15 protein-coding genes are annotated in these 15,611 nt (G+C 62.3%); 10 read left to right on the forward strand and 5 right to left on the reverse strand.

Annotated elements, in window-relative coordinates; all coding sequences use genetic code 11:
- Position 1: 1 nt before the first annotated feature.
- The 5 genes from HX855_RS15035 (at position 2) to HX855_RS15055 (ending at position 5,436) form a co-directional block, all read left to right on the forward strand.
- Positions 2 to 1,069 (forward strand): DUF2333 family protein, encoded by a 1,068-nt coding sequence (locus HX855_RS15035; protein WP_177083238.1) that lies wholly within the window; start codon positions 2 to 4, stop codon positions 1,067 to 1,069.
- A gap of 2 nt (positions 1,070 to 1,071) precedes the next feature.
- Entirely contained in the window at positions 1,072 to 1,608 is a 537-nt protein-coding gene (locus tag HX855_RS15040) for an NUDIX hydrolase (protein ID WP_177083240.1), read from the forward strand.
- A gap of 297 nt (positions 1,609 to 1,905) precedes the next feature.
- Positions 1,906 to 2,277, forward strand: a complete 372-nt coding sequence (locus HX855_RS15045) for a translation initiation factor Sui1 (protein WP_088424721.1) — start codon at positions 1,906 to 1,908, stop codon at positions 2,275 to 2,277.
- A 214-nt stretch (positions 2,278 to 2,491) separates the two neighbouring features.
- Positions 2,492 to 4,405: an arginine decarboxylase gene (gene speA / locus HX855_RS15050; RefSeq protein WP_177083242.1), complete on the forward strand. Its 1,914-nt coding sequence runs from the start codon at positions 2,492 to 2,494 to the stop codon at positions 4,403 to 4,405.
- A gap of 167 nt (positions 4,406 to 4,572) precedes the next feature.
- A complete protein-coding gene (locus HX855_RS15055; RefSeq protein WP_177083244.1) occupies positions 4,573 to 5,436 on the forward strand; it encodes an alpha/beta hydrolase in 864 nt (287 codons plus the stop codon).
- Here the strand turns inward: HX855_RS15055 and HX855_RS15060 are convergent.
- The 3 genes from HX855_RS15060 to HX855_RS15070 all read right to left on the reverse strand — a co-directional run bounded on the left by HX855_RS15060 (position 5,420) and on the right by HX855_RS15070 (position 7,809).
- The gene (locus HX855_RS15060; protein WP_177083246.1) at positions 5,420 to 6,766 is read right to left on the reverse strand and encodes an MATE family efflux transporter; all 1,347 of its coding nucleotides are present in this window, start codon (positions 6,764 to 6,766) and stop codon (positions 5,420 to 5,422) included. The two genes, HX855_RS15055 and HX855_RS15060, sit on opposite strands and share 17 nt — an antisense overlap.
- Positions 6,767 to 6,921: 155 nt before the next feature.
- On the reverse strand, positions 6,922 to 7,224 hold the full coding sequence (locus HX855_RS15065; protein WP_010174046.1) for a DUF6124 family protein: 303 nt from the start codon (positions 7,222 to 7,224) through the stop codon (positions 6,922 to 6,924).
- 294 nt (positions 7,225 to 7,518) lie between these two features.
- Positions 7,519 to 7,809: a hypothetical protein gene (locus tag HX855_RS15070; RefSeq protein ID WP_177083248.1), complete on the reverse strand. Its 291-nt coding sequence runs from the start codon at positions 7,807 to 7,809 to the stop codon at positions 7,519 to 7,521.
- A 162-nt stretch (positions 7,810 to 7,971) separates the two neighbouring features.
- Between HX855_RS15070 and HX855_RS15075 the strand changes: the two genes are divergently transcribed.
- From HX855_RS15075 to HX855_RS15095, 5 genes are all read left to right on the forward strand, one after another.
- Positions 7,972 to 8,277, forward strand: coding sequence for a MazG-like family protein (locus tag HX855_RS15075; RefSeq protein ID WP_177083250.1), 306 nt, complete (start codon positions 7,972 to 7,974; stop codon positions 8,275 to 8,277).
- Positions 8,274 to 9,023 carry a methyltransferase domain-containing protein gene (locus HX855_RS15080; protein WP_076017967.1) on the forward strand — a complete coding sequence of 250 codons (750 nt, stop codon included), beginning with the start codon at positions 8,274 to 8,276 and terminating at the stop codon, positions 9,021 to 9,023. Before HX855_RS15075 ends, HX855_RS15080 begins: the two co-directional genes overlap by 4 nt.
- A gap of 24 nt (positions 9,024 to 9,047) precedes the next feature.
- Positions 9,048 to 9,653 (forward strand): DUF4136 domain-containing protein, encoded by a 606-nt coding sequence (locus HX855_RS15085; protein ID WP_177083252.1) that lies wholly within the window; start codon positions 9,048 to 9,050, stop codon positions 9,651 to 9,653.
- Positions 9,654 to 9,698: 45 nt separating this feature from the next.
- Positions 9,699 to 10,256, forward strand: a complete 558-nt coding sequence (locus HX855_RS15090) for a DUF4136 domain-containing protein (protein ID WP_003212927.1) — start codon at positions 9,699 to 9,701, stop codon at positions 10,254 to 10,256.
- Between the two features lie 129 nt (positions 10,257 to 10,385).
- A complete protein-coding gene (locus HX855_RS15095) occupies positions 10,386 to 12,407 on the forward strand; it encodes a pilus assembly protein TadG-related protein (RefSeq protein ID WP_256352948.1) in 2,022 nt (673 codons plus the stop codon).
- Here the strand turns inward: HX855_RS15095 and HX855_RS15100 are convergent.
- Both HX855_RS15100 and HX855_RS15105 read right to left on the reverse strand, forming a co-directional pair.
- Positions 12,404 to 15,145: a PAS domain-containing protein gene (locus tag HX855_RS15100; RefSeq protein ID WP_177083254.1), complete on the reverse strand. Its 2,742-nt coding sequence runs from the start codon at positions 15,143 to 15,145 to the stop codon at positions 12,404 to 12,406. The genes HX855_RS15095 and HX855_RS15100 overlap by 4 nt on opposite strands.
- A complete protein-coding gene (locus HX855_RS15105; RefSeq protein ID WP_177083256.1) occupies positions 15,142 to 15,582 on the reverse strand; it encodes a TadE/TadG family type IV pilus assembly protein in 441 nt (146 codons plus the stop codon). The genes HX855_RS15100 and HX855_RS15105 overlap by 4 nt, the downstream gene beginning before the upstream one ends.
- Between the last annotated feature and the right edge of the window lie 29 nt (positions 15,583 to 15,611).

Below are 15,611 nucleotides of genomic sequence, written 5' to 3' on the forward strand. Positions count from 1 at the left end.
CATGCTGGACTGGAAAAACCGCGCAGGCAGTGCAAAGGGCCCGGCCCCCGAAACCAAGTCGGCCCCCCGCAGCTATTTCCGTAATCTGCTGATGAGCCGTGCGCTGCTCTCGCTGGTTGCGTTGTACCTGTTGGTCACCGGCGCCCTGGGTTGGTACTGGAGCGAAGAGCCCGCGTTGTTCCCGGTTCAGCAGAACGCGCAGATTGCCGCCGAGAAGGAAGGCAAGCAGATGGTGGTGGGCTTCACCACGGTCGAAACCCTCAAGACGGTAGTGGGCACCCTGCTGAACAAGCCGGGCGGCTACATTTCCAACGACCGTTTCCCGCCAGGCCTGTGGATGGACAACATGCCGAGCTGGGAATACGGCGTGCTGGTTCAGGTGCGTGACCTGACCCGTGCCCTGCGCAAAGACTTCGCCCGCTCCCAGTCGCAGTCGGCGGAAGACGCGGACCTGGCCAAGGCCGAGCCGCGCTTCAACTTCGACAACAAGAGCTGGGTGCTGCCGTCCAGCGAGTCGGAATACCAGGAAGGCATCAACTCCCTGAGCCGCTACGAAGCGCGGTTGTCGGACCCGAATCAGAAAGGCGCGCTGTTCTATGCCCGTGCCGACAACCTGAACAACTGGCTGGGTGATGTGGCGACCCGCCTGGGTTCGCTGTCGCAACGGCTGTCGGCCAGTGTGGGCCGGGTCAAACTCAACACCGCGCTGAAAACCGAAGCGCTGGCGCCGGGTGAAGTGCCGCAGGTCGACGAAGAAGTGGTGGAAACCCCATGGATGCAGATCGACAACGTGTTCTACGAAGCCCGTGGCCAGGCCTGGGCCCTGTCCCACCTGCTGCGTGCCATTGAAGTCGACTTCGCCGACGTACTGGCCAAGAAGAACGCCACCGTCAGCGTGCGCCAGATCATTCGTGAGCTGGAAGCCTCCCAGGAACCGGTGTGGAGCCCTATGATCCTTAACGGCAGTGGTTTTGGCATCCTCGCCAACCATTCGCTGGTGATGGCCAACTATATTTCCCGGGCCAACGCTGCAGTGATCGACTTGCGTCAGCTCCTGAACCAGGGTTGATGATGGACGCTTCCTCAAAGGAGGTTGCGCACCGCGCAGCCTCCGACGCCGAACTGATTGCCTGGGTCGACGAACACGACAACCTGCTCGGCTCCCTGGTGCGTTCCGATCTGCGCCAGCGCGGGCTGATCGGGCGCTGCACCTTTATCTTCCTGTTCAATTCTGCCGGTGAGCTGTGTGTGCACCGGCGCACCCTGAGCAAAGCCATGTACCCGGGTTTCTGGGACACGGCGGCGGGCGGGATGGTGGCGGCCCACGAGACGTACGCCGAGTCGGCGGCCCGGGAGCTGGAAGAGGAACTGGGGGTCAGCGGTGTCGAGCTGACCGCTCACGATCACTTCTATTTTGAAGACGGCGACAGCCGGCTCTGGTGCACCTCGTTCTCGGCCGTGTGGGACGGGCCACTGCGGATCCAGCCGGAAGAAGTCATGGAAGCGCGCTTTCTGCCACTGTCGACGGTACTTGAGGAGGCCGAGCAAAAGCCTTATTGCCCGGATGCGCAGGAAGGCTTGCGTCGTTATTTGGCCCGGCGTCGCTAAAGTTGCATAAATTGGCGCCATTTGACTCTTAGCAAGGGGCGTTTTTGCCGTTACACTGCGCGACTTTTCAAGCTGAACCGCTGTTGTTCCACCCTGTAGGCGCGAGCTTGCTCGCGAAAAACGTAAGCACGACGCGTGCTGTCTGAATGCCCGCGTTATCGTTGACGATCTTCGCGAGCAAGCTCGCTCCTACAGTGGGTTGAATACCTGCGGCTCAGTAGCGCTGCCCCTGCCTGAGTGGGGCTTCGCGGTCGATGACCCCATCGATCAGTCTTTGTCCTCCCAAGAGGATTGCCGGTGGCCAAAAAAGCCGCATCCTTCGCCGCCCTTGGTGGCCTGGTATTTTCCACCGACGCAGGTCGACATTGCCCGGACTGTCGCCAGCCCGTGGATTCATGCACCTGCAAAACAACCCTGATTCCCGAAGGCGATGGCATTGCCCGCGTACGTCGCGAGAGCAAGGGCCGTGGCGGCAAGACGGTGACCACCATCACCGGCGTGCCCCTGGCCGAAGATGCGCTGAAGGAGCTGGCCACCACGCTGAAAAAGCGTTGTGGCACCGGTGGCGCCCTGAAAGACGGCATCATCGAGATTCAGGGCGACCACGTTGAGTTGCTGTTGGCCGAGCTGATCAAGCTGGGTTACAAGGCGAAGAAATCCGGTGGCTAGCAGCCTCTGTGAAAACCACCCCGATAGCCCGCTGGCTGAACGCGAACTGTCGTCCCCATGGTTTTCACAGAGCCTGTTCCTGACCGGTGTCTAAACTCTGTCCTGCTAGCGGGGTCTACCCCTCTCACAGGCAAATCGTCATTTTCATTCTTTAGACTGCGCCAGCCTCGAAATTGGGCCCGGTGCACTTCGACTTCATTTATAGGGGACTTCGATGTCCGTACGACGCACACGCAAAGACGATGGCAGCCAATGGACAGTTGCGGACAGCCGCAGTGTTTACGGGATTCGCCATTGGGGGGCCGGGTATTTCGCGATCAATGATGCCGGTCGCGTTGAAGTCCGTCCGAACGGCCCGAACAGCACGCCCGTCGACCTGTACGAGCAAGTGGACGAGCTGCGCAAAAGCGGCCTGTCCTTGCCGTTGCTGGTGCGCTTCCCCGACATCCTGCAAGACCGCGTACGCCAGTTGACCGGTGCCTTCGACGCGAATATCGAACGCCTGGAATACCAGAGCCAATACACCGCGCTGTACCCGATCAAGGTGAACCAGCAGGAAGCGGTGATCGAGAACATCATCGCCACCCAGGACGTGTCCATCGGCCTGGAAGCCGGCTCCAAGCCCGAGCTGCTGGCCGTGCTGGCCCTGGCCCCGAAAGGCGGCACCATCGTGTGCAACGGGTACAAAGACCGTGAGTTCATCCGCCTCGCGCTGATGGGCCAGAAGCTCGGCCACAACGTCTTCATCGTGATCGAGAAAGAATCCGAAGTGGGCCTGGTGATCGAAGAAGCCGCCAACCTCAAGGTCAAGCCACAGGTGGGCCTGCGGGTGCGTCTGTCGTCCCTGGCCTCGAGCAAGTGGGCAGACACCGGCGGCGAGAAATCCAAATTCGGCCTGTCGGCGGCGCAACTGCTGTCGGTGGTCGAGCGCTTCCGCGCGGCCGGCCTGGACCAGGGCATCCGCCTGCTGCACTTCCACATGGGCTCGCAGATCGCCAACCTGGCCGACTACCAGCACGGGTTCAAGGAAGCCATTCGTTACTACGGCGAACTGCGCAACCTCGGCCTGCCGGTGGACCACATCGACGTGGGCGGCGGCCTGGGCGTGGACTACGACGGTACCCACTCGCGTAATGCCAGCTCCATCAACTACGACATGGACGACTACGCCGGCGTGGTGGTGGGCATGCTCAAGGAATTCTGCGACGCGCAGAGCCTGCCGCACCCGCACATCTTCTCCGAGAGCGGCCGTTCACTGACCGCCCACCACGCCATGCTGGTGGTGCAGGTGACCGACGTCGAGAAACACAACGACGACGTGCCACTGATCGAGAACAAGGAAAACCTGCCGGAAACCGTGCAGTGGCTGGTGGACCTGCTGGGCCCGACCGACATTGAAATGGTCACCGAAACCTACTGGCGCGCTACGCACTACATGAGCGACGTGGCCACCCAGTACGCCGACGGCAAACTGACCCTGGCTGAAAAAGCCCTGGCCGAACAGTGCTACTTCGCCGTGTGCCGCCGCCTGCACAACTCGTTGAAAGCCCGCCAGCGCTCGCACCGCCAGGTGCTGGACGAACTCAACGACAAGCTGGCCGACAAGTACATCTGCAACTTCTCAGTGTTCCAGAGCCTGCCGGACACCTGGGCCATCGGCCAGGTGCTGCCGATCCTGCCGTTGCACCGACTCGACGAAGAGCCGCTGCGTCGTGCGGTGCTGCAGGATTTGACCTGCGACTCCGACGGCAAGATCAAGCAGTACGTTGACGAGCAAAGCATCGAGACCAGCTTGCCGGTGCACGCGGTGAACGAAGGCGAGGATTACCTGTTGGGGATCTTCCTGGTGGGTGCCTACCAGGAAATCCTCGGCGACATGCACAACCTGTTCGGCGACACCGACTCGGTGAACATCTACCAGCGTGAAGACGGTTCGGTGTACAGCGCCGGGATCGAAACCCACGACACCATCGAAGACATGCTGCGCTACGTGCACTTGTCGCCGGAGGAGTTGATGACTCACTACCGTGACAAGTGCGCCAGCGCGAAGATCACGGCGGCGGAGCGGACCCAGTTCCTGGACGCGTTGCGCCTTGGGCTGACGCGTTCCTCTTACCTGTCCTCGTAAGTACACCGCTCCCAAGGTAGACCCGGCTCTAATGTAGGAGCCGGGCTTGCCCGCGATGGCGCAGTGTCAGGCAGCCAATGGGCTAGCTGACCCACCGCCATCGCAGGCAAGCCAGCTCCCACATTTGATCAGCGTTTTGGCAGTACCCTCCTTATAGGGCCTGAACGATGTCGAAAAAGCTCCTGCAAGCGTTCACCCTGGCCATCGCCGCGCTGCTGTCGGCCTGCTCCCCCATCAAAGTGCTCAACGCACTCACCCCCACCAGCACCTTCACCAAAACCTCCGCCATCGCCTACGGCGATGACCCCCGCCAGAAACTCGATATCTACCGCCCCGTCACCGCCTTGCCCGACGCGCCAGTCGTGGTGTTTTTCTACGGCGGTAGTTGGAACAGCGGCTCCAAGGATGACTACGGTTTTGTCGGCGAAGCCCTGGCCTCGCGCGGTATCGTGGTGGTGATTGCCGATTACCGGCTTTACCCGCAAGTGCGCTACCCGCTGTTTTTGCAGGACGGCGCCCAAGCCGTCGCGTGGGCGTATCAGCACAGCGCCGAATACGGCGGCGATCCCCGCAAGCTGTATGTGATGGGCCACAGCTCCGGTGCCTACAACGCCGCGATGCTGGCGCTGGACCCACAGTGGTTGGCCGGGGTCGGTCTGTCGCCGTCAGTGTTCAAGGGCTGGATCGGCCTGGCCGGGCCGTATGACTTCCTCCCCATTGAAAACCGCGATGTGCGCCCGGTGTTCTTCTACCCGGACTCACCGCCCGATTCCCAACCCATCAACCACGTCAGCCACGACGCACCACCTAGCCTGTTGATTGCCTCGGTGGACGACAATCTGGTCAACCCCAAACGCAATACCGGCGGGTTGGCGGAAAAGCTGCGGGCGGCGGGCGTGCCAGTGGAGGAGTTCTACTTCACCAAAACCAGCCATGCGACGCTGGTGGCGTCCATGTCCCGGCCGCTGCGCTGGCTGGCGCCGGTGCTGGATCGGGTAACCGCGTTTATCAAGTTCACACCGGGCCAGTAAGCCAGCGGTCTTGCTTGTTCAGGCGCCAGGCAATCGCCCACAGCGTGAGGCTGCGCAGGGCCATGAACAGCAGGAAGGTCATCCACAGCCCGTGGTTGCCCAAGCCCTGCAAGGCCCAGGCGAAGGGCAGCACAATCACCACCGTGAGCAGCATGCCGTTGCGCATTTCCCGGGCGCGGGTGGCGCCGATAAACAGGCCGTCCAGCAGGTAGCTCCACACCGCAATCAGCGGCAGCACCGCGAGGTAGGGCAGATAGATGTCGGCGGTTTCGCGCACGCTCGGGATGTCGGTTTGCATAGCGATAAACAGGTGGCCGAACACCGCGAACAGGATCGCGAAGCCGATACTCGCCAGCAGCGACCAACCGCACGCCACCACCAGTGAGCGGCGCAAGGCTTGCCGGTCGTGGGCGCCGATGGCGTGGCCGCATAACGCTTCCACGGCGTGGGCCAGTCCGTCCAGGGCGTGAGCCGTCAGCAGCAGGCCGTTAAGCAGCAGCGCGTTTGCCGCCACCGTCGCATCACCCAGTCTGGCGCCTTGCACGGTGATCATGAAAAACACCGATTGCAGGGCCAGGCTGCGGATGAAGATATCGCGGTTTACCGCCAGCAGCGGGCGCCAGCTTTGCCACAGTTTGAGGGCGGCCCAGGCGATATGGCCCGGGTAGGCCCGCAGGGCTTTTTGGGTGAGGGCCAGGCCGAGGAGGGCGCCGGTCCATTCGGCGATCACCGAGGCGCGAGCCGAGCCGACCACACCCCAGTCCAGCCCGAGGACGAACCACAGGTTGAGGGCGATATTGACGAGGTTGGTGGTGAGCAGGATCGCCAGCGGCGCGCGGGCGTTCTGGGTGCCGAGGAACCAGCCCACCAGCGCGTAGCTGGCCAGGGCCGCGGGCAGGCCGAAGAGGCGGGTGTGGAAGAATTCGCGGGTCAGTTGGTTCAGCTCGGACGAGGGCTGCATCCAGTCCAGCACCAGGCCGCTCAACGGAATGCCGATGCTGCCGAGCAACATCGCCAGGCCCAGCGCCAGCAGCAAGCCCTGCAACAGAATCTGCCGCAGCGCCGCGCCATCGCCGCGCCCGGCGGCCTGGGCGGCAAAGCCGGTGGAGCCCATGCGCAGGAAACCCATGGCCCAGGCCAGGAAGGTGTACAGGCTGGCCCCCACGGCCACGGCGCCCAGTTGGTGGGCGTGGGGCAGATGGCCGATGACCATGCTGTCCACCAGCGCTACCAATGGCACGGAGATGTTCGACAGGATCATCGGCGCGGCGAGGGCCCACACGCGGCGGTGGGTGGGGCGGTCGCGCCAGTCGGTCAGCAGGGAAGTCATGCGGGCTCCTTTGGGGAGCGGTAGTGTAACTGGCTGTACGTATATCTGTTGCCTGGGCGATCGCTATCGCGGGCAAGCCCGGCTCCCACACTTGGAATGCATTCCCCTGTGGGAGCTGGCTTGCCTGCGATAGCTGACGGCCAGGCAATGAAGGCTTAAGTCTTACGCGGGTGCAGGCATTCGATGGAGCGGTCGACGGTGGTCTTGGCAATTTCCAGCAAGTGCCACACCGCCAGGATCTTCGCCCGCTGCGGGCTCTCCAGCAGCTCGCCACAATCAAGCGCAGTGGCCGAGGCGCTGCTCAGCAGGCTGGCGGTGTAGAGCAGGGAGTCTTCGAAGCTCAGGTCTTCGTTGATGGTGTGGAAACCCTGCGAGGGCAGGTAGTGTTCGAGGGCGCGGTTGAAGGCGGCGCGGTCTTTGAGGAGGTCGCTGGGTGGATCGGGGACAAGCTTATGCATGGTGTAACTCCACTAGAAGGTAAGGAGCTGACACCCGCGCGACTAAACGAGGGTGGCGGCTGTACGCAGGTTAGTCGACCGGCTAGTGGAACCCGGCGCACCCGAAGGTGCCCTGCGCACAGCCGCCATGAAGCATGGCGACAACTTGCGCTCACTAATTCCGGGCGACTAAACCCGATCACTGATATGCAGTGAAGGGCCGAAGACTAGCCACCCATCCCAGCAGGCACAAGGCCGAAAGATTGTCTCGGAAACGTCCCTCAAATTAAAGGGATTTACCCTGCTGGCCCTTTATTAATGCACCACCCAACTGAGCACCCACAGCCCGAGCATCAGCCAGATAATTCCCATGATGATCGACGCCCGCATAAACGCGCGTACCGCCGAATAGAGCAGCATCAGCCCGATAATCAGCATGAGGATGCTGATGATCGAGGTGTCCATGCCTAAGGATCTGGACAGCCCGTCGACAAAGTCGCCGCCCGCGTGGGACAGGGTGTTGAACAGCCCGCCGAACAACTCGACGATAAAGTGGATGATCTGGCCGATTTTGAGACCCAGCCATCCGAAAAAGTCTGTTTGCATGTGTGTGTCCTGATAAGACGGTGGGCGTAGCTGCCGAACCTGAGCCTTTGGTCGTTATTGGCCCAAGCTAGTTCCCTTCTAGCATAGAGGTTTATGGGCCGCAGGGATTCACTTGCCTTCGCGCGGCTTGCGCCCGAAGCTATACACCTTCAGGAGCCCCTCATGAACCTCGAACACCTCACCGAACGCCTGCACCGCATCCGCGATACCAACGACTGGAAGCAGTTCCACAGCCCCAAGAACCTGGCGATGGCCGCCAGCGTTGAAATGGCCGAGCTGGTGGAGATTTTCCAGTGGCTGAGCGAAGACCAGTCGCGGCAGTTGCCCGCCGATAAACTCGCCCACGCAGGCCAGGAAGTCGGTGACATCGTGCTGTATCTGCTGCTGTTGTGCAGCGAGTTGGGGTTGGACATGGCTCAAGTGGTACAAGCCAAACTGGCCGACAGCGAACGGCGGTTTGCCAAATGAGTGACCGTCATTTCGACCAGTTGGCCACCCGCTTCGCCGAGAAGATCTACGGCGGTGCCAAGGGCGCGATTCGCCTGGCGGTGCTGCAAGCCGACCTGATTGAAGCGCTGCCGGACCGCCCGCTGCGGGTGCTGGACATCGGCGCGGGCCTGGGCCATATGTCGCTGTGGCTGGCCGAGCGCGGCCATGACGTGACCCTGGCCGAGCCTGCCGAGCCGATGCTTGAAGGCGCCCGCCAGCGTTTCGCCGAAGCCGGGCAAACGGCGACCTTCATTCAAGCGCCCTGGCAAGATCTGCTCGGCCAACTCACCGAACCCTACGACCTGGTGCTGTGCCACGCCGTACTGGAATGGCTGGCCGAACCCCACGCGATCTTGCCGGTGCTGCACCAATTGACTGCGCCCGGTGGCTGGCTGTCGCTCGCCTTCTACAACCGCGACGCACTGATTTACCGCAACCTGCTCAAAGGCCACTTCCGCAAAATGCGCAAGAACGACATGGCCGGCGAAAAACAGAGCCTCACGCCGCAACAACCCCTGGACCCACGGGAATTGGCGACGCAACTCGAGGGCCTGTGGCAGGTCGAAACCCAGAGTGGCGTGCGGGTGTTCCATGACTATATGCCGGTGGAATTCCAGGCCCGCGCCGAGTTACAGGACTTGTTGGAGATGGAGCTCGCACACCGTCGTCACCCAAGCTTTGCCGGACTTGGGCGTTATTTGCACTGGATCTGCCGTCCGGTTTAAGCGGCCCAGTCTGCGGAGGTCGAAATGAAGCGCTGTCTTGGACTGATCCTGTTGGGCCTGGGCCTGGCGGGTTGCCAGAGCCCCAACCCGTATGTGGCGGCATCTGCCCCGATGCCGCCGGCGCCTGCCCAGGCGGCCAACACCTTTGATGCCAGCGCCTACCCGGCGCCGGTGCGCGACTATGGTGCCTACCGCAGTTGGGCCTGGCTCAACAACCAACTGCCGGCGGGCTCGGCCTGGGCCGACTCGGCGCAGATTGCCGAAGCGGTCAGCGGGGCCCTCGACCAGCGCGGCCTGCGGCCCTTGCACGACAACCGCGCCCCGGACCTGTTGGTGAGCGCCGATGTGCGCCTGGAAAAACGCCTGCGCCAGGTCCAGGACGATTACGCCTACGGTGGCGGTGGCTATAACCGCTATGGCAACGGCTACGGCATGTACAACACGGTGCCGGTGGTTCGCACCTATGAAGTGACGGTGGCCGTGGCGCGTATCAGCCTGTTCGATGCGCGCACCCGCCAACCGGTCTGGAGCACCAGCGCCGAAACCGCGAGCCAGGGCAGCCTCAGCGAACGCGCCGATGCCCTGCGTGAGGCGATGCAAAAAGCATTGACCGCCTACCCGCCCAGTTAGCAGCTATTCTCATCTCAGGCTCAGTGTGTCTTTTGGAGAACAACCATGCTTCGACGTATTGCTGCACTTGCTGTTGTGGTGTTGCTGGGTGGCTGCCAGACCAGCCAGGTCAACCACGATTTTGACGCCAGCCGGGACTTTGGCGCGTACCGCAGCTGGAGCTGGAAAGAACCCGCGTTGCAATACCGCCCCGATGACCCGCGGATCAAGAGTGACCTCACCGAACAGCGCATCCGCCAGGCCGTGGGCGAGCAACTCGACCAGCGTGGCTTGCGCCCTGCGGCGCCGGGCACCAAGGCTGACCTGAATGTGCAGACTTACCTGATCGTTGAAGACCGCCAGCAACAAGTCACCACCAACTACGGCGGCGCCTGGGGCGGCCCGTGGAATGGTTACTGGGGCGCGCCGATGTACAATGAAACCCGCAACATCACCTACAAGGTCGCCACCATCCAGATTGATTTGCTCGACGGCAAGGACGGCAAGCTGGTGTGGCGTGGCAGCGATGAGCAAATCCTCGCCAGCTCCCCTGAGCCACAGGACCGTAGCGCCGCTATTCGTGCCACGGTGACCAAGGTGCTGTCCAACTACCCGCCGCATTGATTACCTGATCAGCCCTCCGCCAGTCGCCGATCTATGGCGACTGGCCTGCAGCCCCCGCCGCTCTTGACTACACTCCCAGGCAACACAGGAGAGTAAGCGCTCGGCAGTGTGCCGGCAAAGGAGTGCTCGATGTCTCTTCGACTTCGTTCCGGCCGCCTGGCCGGGTACGCAAGGCAACGTGGTGCGATTGGCTTGATAGCGGCCGTGACCTTGGGCACGGCCTTGGTATTCCTGTTGCTGGTGATCGACAGCAGTCGTTTGTACGTGGAAAAGCGCAAGTTGCAGTCCATTGCCGACATGGCGGCATTGGAAGCGGTGCAGCGCAAGGGTGATTGCCTGCCCGCCACCAACACCGCGCCCACCTATGCCGGTGCCAGCGCCGTGCGCAATGGTTATGTCATCCCGCCGGGAAGCGCCCTGATAGTGACATGCGGGGTGCTGGCAACCGGGGCGACTAACCAGCGGGTGTTCTCTGCAGACTCGACCAAGACCGATGCCATCCAGGTGATAGCCTCGCGCCCGGTAATGACCAGTGTTGCCGGGGGCCTCTGGGCAATGGCCAATGGCAGTGGATACAACTTGAACACCCAACTGTCTGCCGTCGCCGTGGCGGCGCCGAAGATCCTGCCGCCCCAGGCGCAACTGACGATCAAATCAACATTGGTTACGGTGGACTCTACCAAGTCGGCCGCGTTGAACCTGTTGTTTGGCCAACTGTTGGGCGGCTCATTGAACCTGAGCGTGGCCGGCTGGCAAGGCTTGGTAGACACCAATATCAACCTGCTCAGCTACCTCAACCAGTTGGCGTTGAACGTGGGGGTTACGGCGGGTGCCTACGATCAACTGCTGACCAAGACCGTCAAAATCAGCCAACTGCTCGATGCGGCGATTACGGTGCTCAATGCCGGTGGCAGTACGGCCAGCGTGGCGGTCAGTGGCCTCACCAGTATCAACGCGATAGTCGGCAATCTGGATGTGACCCTGGGCAACCTGTTGCAGCTGCAAACGGGGGCGGTGTCTGCGGGACTGAACACCAGTTTGAACGTGTTTCAACTGGCCGAAGCCTTTGTGCAGTTGGCCAATACCAAGAACGGAGTGGTGGCGACCATCCCGGTGAGTATCCCGGGTCTGGTGAATGCAGGCGTTCAGGTAAAGGTGATTCAGCCACCGCAGTTGTCAGCGATCGGTGACCCTACCTATGCCAAAGATAAAACCTCAGCGACGCGAATTTATGTAAGAACGGCTCAAATGAGCGTTGGCCTGACTCTGGGCTTGCCGGTACTGGACTTGCCCGTGGTGGACGTCGCCTTGAACGGCTTGGTCGGGCCACTTTCAGACGTGTTGAACAACCTGTTGAGCTTGAACTTGGGAGGGACCATCAATTCGGTGCTGTGCCTGCTGGGCGGCTATTGCCAGATGACGAACCTGCAGGTGCTGTCGTCTTCCTCAAATCCGCCAGCGGCCAGAATAGATGTGGTGCTTCAGCTGGGCTCGGCGGAGAGCTACGTCACCGGATTTACGTGTGTGAGCGACGCGACCAAGACCCTGACCACTCAAACCAACGCCTCGATCGTTACCGTACAAGTTGGCCAGAGTCCGCAGTTGATCAATGCGTTTAACAGCAACACCACGCTCAATCCGATTCCGCCTTTACCAGTGGTGGATATCGGGGCCATTACCTGTTTCAGACCCTTGCTGGGGCTTGGCCCGACGACGTGCGACCCCGCGACCCGCAAGCCTTTTTACGGTGGTGGTATTGGCCTCAGCATCAATAGTTCGGTGGGCGCTGCGACGAGTGCTATGCCTCCCTACACGTACCTCCAACCACCGGAAATCAACCAGCCGCCGCAGTATTACGCGTCATCGACAACCAGTCTTCTCAGCGCGATCAGCAACGCGTTAACGGGGATTCAGTTCCAGGTCTACAAACCAACGGGGTTCAATCTGCTTGGAGGATTACTGGCGACGACAGGCACATTGCTCAACGGGCTCAATAGCTCCCTGGGCACGATTATCGGCGGAGTGCTCAGCCCGATCCTTGATCCATTGGTGAACACCTTGCTGTCGAACCTTGGAGTGAACCTGAATGCGGTGGAAGTGGGCGCCAACCTCAGTTGCCGGCCTCACGGGCAAGCGGCCCTGGTGAACTAGGCCTCGACCACCGGCAACTCCACACAAAACCTCGCCCCATGCTCACTGTTGGCGACGCTCAACTGGCCGCCCATGTTCTCGACGATGCCGTAGCTCACCGACAACCCCAGCCCGGTGCCCACGCCAATCGGCTTGGTGGTGAAAAACGGTTCGAAAATCCGTTCCAGCAGCCGCGGGTCGATGCCGCCGCCGTTGTCCTCCACCCAGATCCGCACGTGTCGGCTGTCGTGCTCGATCTGCACCGAGATCCACGGTTGCAGGTCGCGGTCGTGTTCGCGCTTGCTCAGCAGGGCATCGCGGGCGTTGACCATCAGGTTGATCAGCACCTGTTCCAATTGGTCGACATAGCCTTTGACCTGCACCGCAACGTCCGCCTGGGTCACGCGCAGGTCTACACCTTTGCCACGCATGCCTTCACTGAGCAACGACAGGGTGCCTTCCACGGCCTGCACCGGGTTGAAGGGTTGTTGTTCGACTTCCGAGCGGCGGCCAAACACGCGCATATGGTCCACCACGCGGGCCGCCCGCTGGACCTGCGCGTCGATGCGCTGGAGCTTTTCCGTCAGGTAGTCGATCTGCGCATCGCCGTTGCTCAAGCGCTTGAGTACGTTGACGATGGCCATGCGCATCACATTCAACGGCTGATTGATCTCGTGGGCCAGGCCGGTGGCCATTTCGCCGAGGGTGGCCATTTTTGCGCTTTGGGTCAGTTGTTGCTGGGAGCGGCGCACTTCGGTGTTGTCCCGGCCCACGGCCTGCACTTCCTGCAACTGGCCCTGTTCGTCGAACACGCCGCGGTCCGACCATACCCACCAGGCGTGCGTACGCCCCGGCAGTTGCAGGCTGATTTCGGCGGTGCTCACGGGGAACTCCGGGGTCAACTGCCGGATGCGCTGCACAAAGGCCTCGCGCTGTTCGTCGGACAGCCACTGGCTGAGGTTCATGCCCGGCAGTTGCTCGGGCAGGCACTCCATGTAATTGGCCAAGGGGGTATTGCCGAAGGTCAGGGTCAGGTCCGGGCGATAGCGGCAGATCATGGCCGGGGAGTCCTCCACCAGAATCCGGTAGCGCTCCTCGCTCTCCTTGACCCGTTGCGCCGCCAGGGTGGCCTCGGTGACGTCCAGCCACAGGCCCACGGCTTCCACGGGTAACCCCAGGTCGTCGCGCAGCAGCCGGGCTTCGTCCAGCAACCAGTGGTAATCGCCCTGTTTGTCGCGGACGCGGTAGCGGCAGCTCACGTGGCCTTCGCGCAGCAGTTGGCGGGTACGGTCGAAGTAGAGGTCGCGGTCTTCGGGGTGGACCCATTCGTTCAGCGCCGCCGGGGTGAAGTCGGCCAGGGTGCGGCCCAGCAGCGGCAGCAGGCTGTCACTGAAGAACACCGGTTGCAGCGTACCCTCGACGTAGCGCTGCACGTAGATCACGGCCGGGGAACTGGCGATCAGGTTATCCAGGCGGGCGTGGGCGGCGGCGGCCTGTTGTTGCTGGTTTTTTATGTCGCTGATGTCGAGCATGAAGCCCACCAGCCGACGTTGCTCGCCCACCCCCAGCGCTTGCCCCTGCACGCGGTACCAGATGGGGTTTTGCGCCGGGTCGCTGCGTTGCAAGCGAACGCTGGTGGAGAGTGGCTTGCCCAGGTGCTTGAGGTCTTGCAGGCGGCTGGCGAGTTCTTCGCGGTCGGCGGGGTGAATCAGGTTGAGCCACATCGGCAACGACAGCCGTGTGGTGGTCTCACCCTGGCTGAGGGTGTGCAGCAACTGCGGGGCGAGTTCAATGTCCTCACTGTGGGGAGGCAGCTCCCACCAGCCGGTACCGAGCAGGCCCTGCAGCGCGTCGACGCGATCCAGCTGCTGCTGATGACGCTGTTCGCGCAGGCGGCTGAGCAACGGCATGGCGAGGGCGGCGGTCAGTTGCAACCAGTCGCGGTCGCTGGTGTGTTCCTGGCGGCTATAGAAACCGCACAGCAGCCATGCGCCTACACCGTTGCCGTCCCGGTAAGGCACCAGAAAACCGTCGGCATTGCCAAACAGGCCTTGCAGGCGCGGGTGGTCGCTGTGGCCACGGTGCACCTCCAGGCTCATCGGCGCCGTACCGCCCAGGCTGTCAAGGCTGGCGCCCAAGGCTTGGCCGTTGCTCCAGAGTGCCGCCGCGTCGTGGGCGGTGTAGCAGCCCTGGATACGCCATTCCTGGCCCTGTTCATCCAGCAGGGCGATGGCGACACAGGGGACGCGCCAGTGCTGGGAAAGGGCCTGGAGCGTGTCGTGCAGTATCTCGGGCAGGCGCGTCAGGCTGCATACCCGCAGCTGCTCGCTGATCTGATCGCTCACCCGCTGATGGTGTTCGCGCACCTGAGTGAGTTGGCGGTGGGCAATCAGGTCGCCAATGTCCAGCAATTGCAGCAGCCAACCTTTGCCGTCGGGTTGAACCCAGCCGCGGGTATGCAGGGTTTGCCCGGCAAGCCCCTTGAAATCCAGGTCCAGGCTTTGCCCTTGCCAGTCGCCAGGCAGACCTTCGATCACCAGACTGCTCATCGGCGTGAGGTAGTCGAGCAGCGGAGTTGGCTGTTGCGCGGCGGGTTGTTCCAGCCGGTGGCGCAGCGCCCCATGAACGTCCACCACCCGGCCTTGAGCGTCCAGGTAGAACAGCAACGCGGCGGTGGCGGGCACCGCTGTCGGCGCGTCCGTGGCCAGGTGATTGCCGCGTCCGAGCAGGCGGCCGAACAGTTTATCCCCTGAGGTCAAAACTGCATGCTCGATTGGGCGGAAAGCGTGGGAGGCAGCGCGGGGACGGTACCAAAGCCTGGCAGCACCAGGAACGGCAACACACTTTGGAGGCTGGACGTCGGGTAGTTGATGTTCACCGTCAACAGGCCCGCCGGGGTGTAGGTTGCCGTGACGTACGTGGGAAGGAATTTGAACTGGGAAGGGATCCACGACAGTTGTGCCTGGGCCGCCGTGACGGCCTGCTGGGGCAGGGCCGTGGTGTAGTTTGCCGTGGCCGGGTCCAGCGCGACGCTGCGCCTTACACCTTCAGCGGCGGCCTGGGTGAAGGACTGCATCAGCAGTAACGGCAGGCTGTAGCTGACCATGCCATAAAATACGGCAAAAAAAATCATGAAGACCATCGCGAACTCCAGCGCGGCGGCACCTTTTTGCTTTCTAGGGAGGCCTTTTCTCATGACTCGTCTACCCTGACTGCAACTACCTG

It is taken from the genome of Pseudomonas sp. IPO3778, assembly GCF_013386825.1.
Taxonomy (GTDB): Bacteria; Pseudomonadota; Gammaproteobacteria; order Pseudomonadales; family Pseudomonadaceae; genus Aquipseudomonas.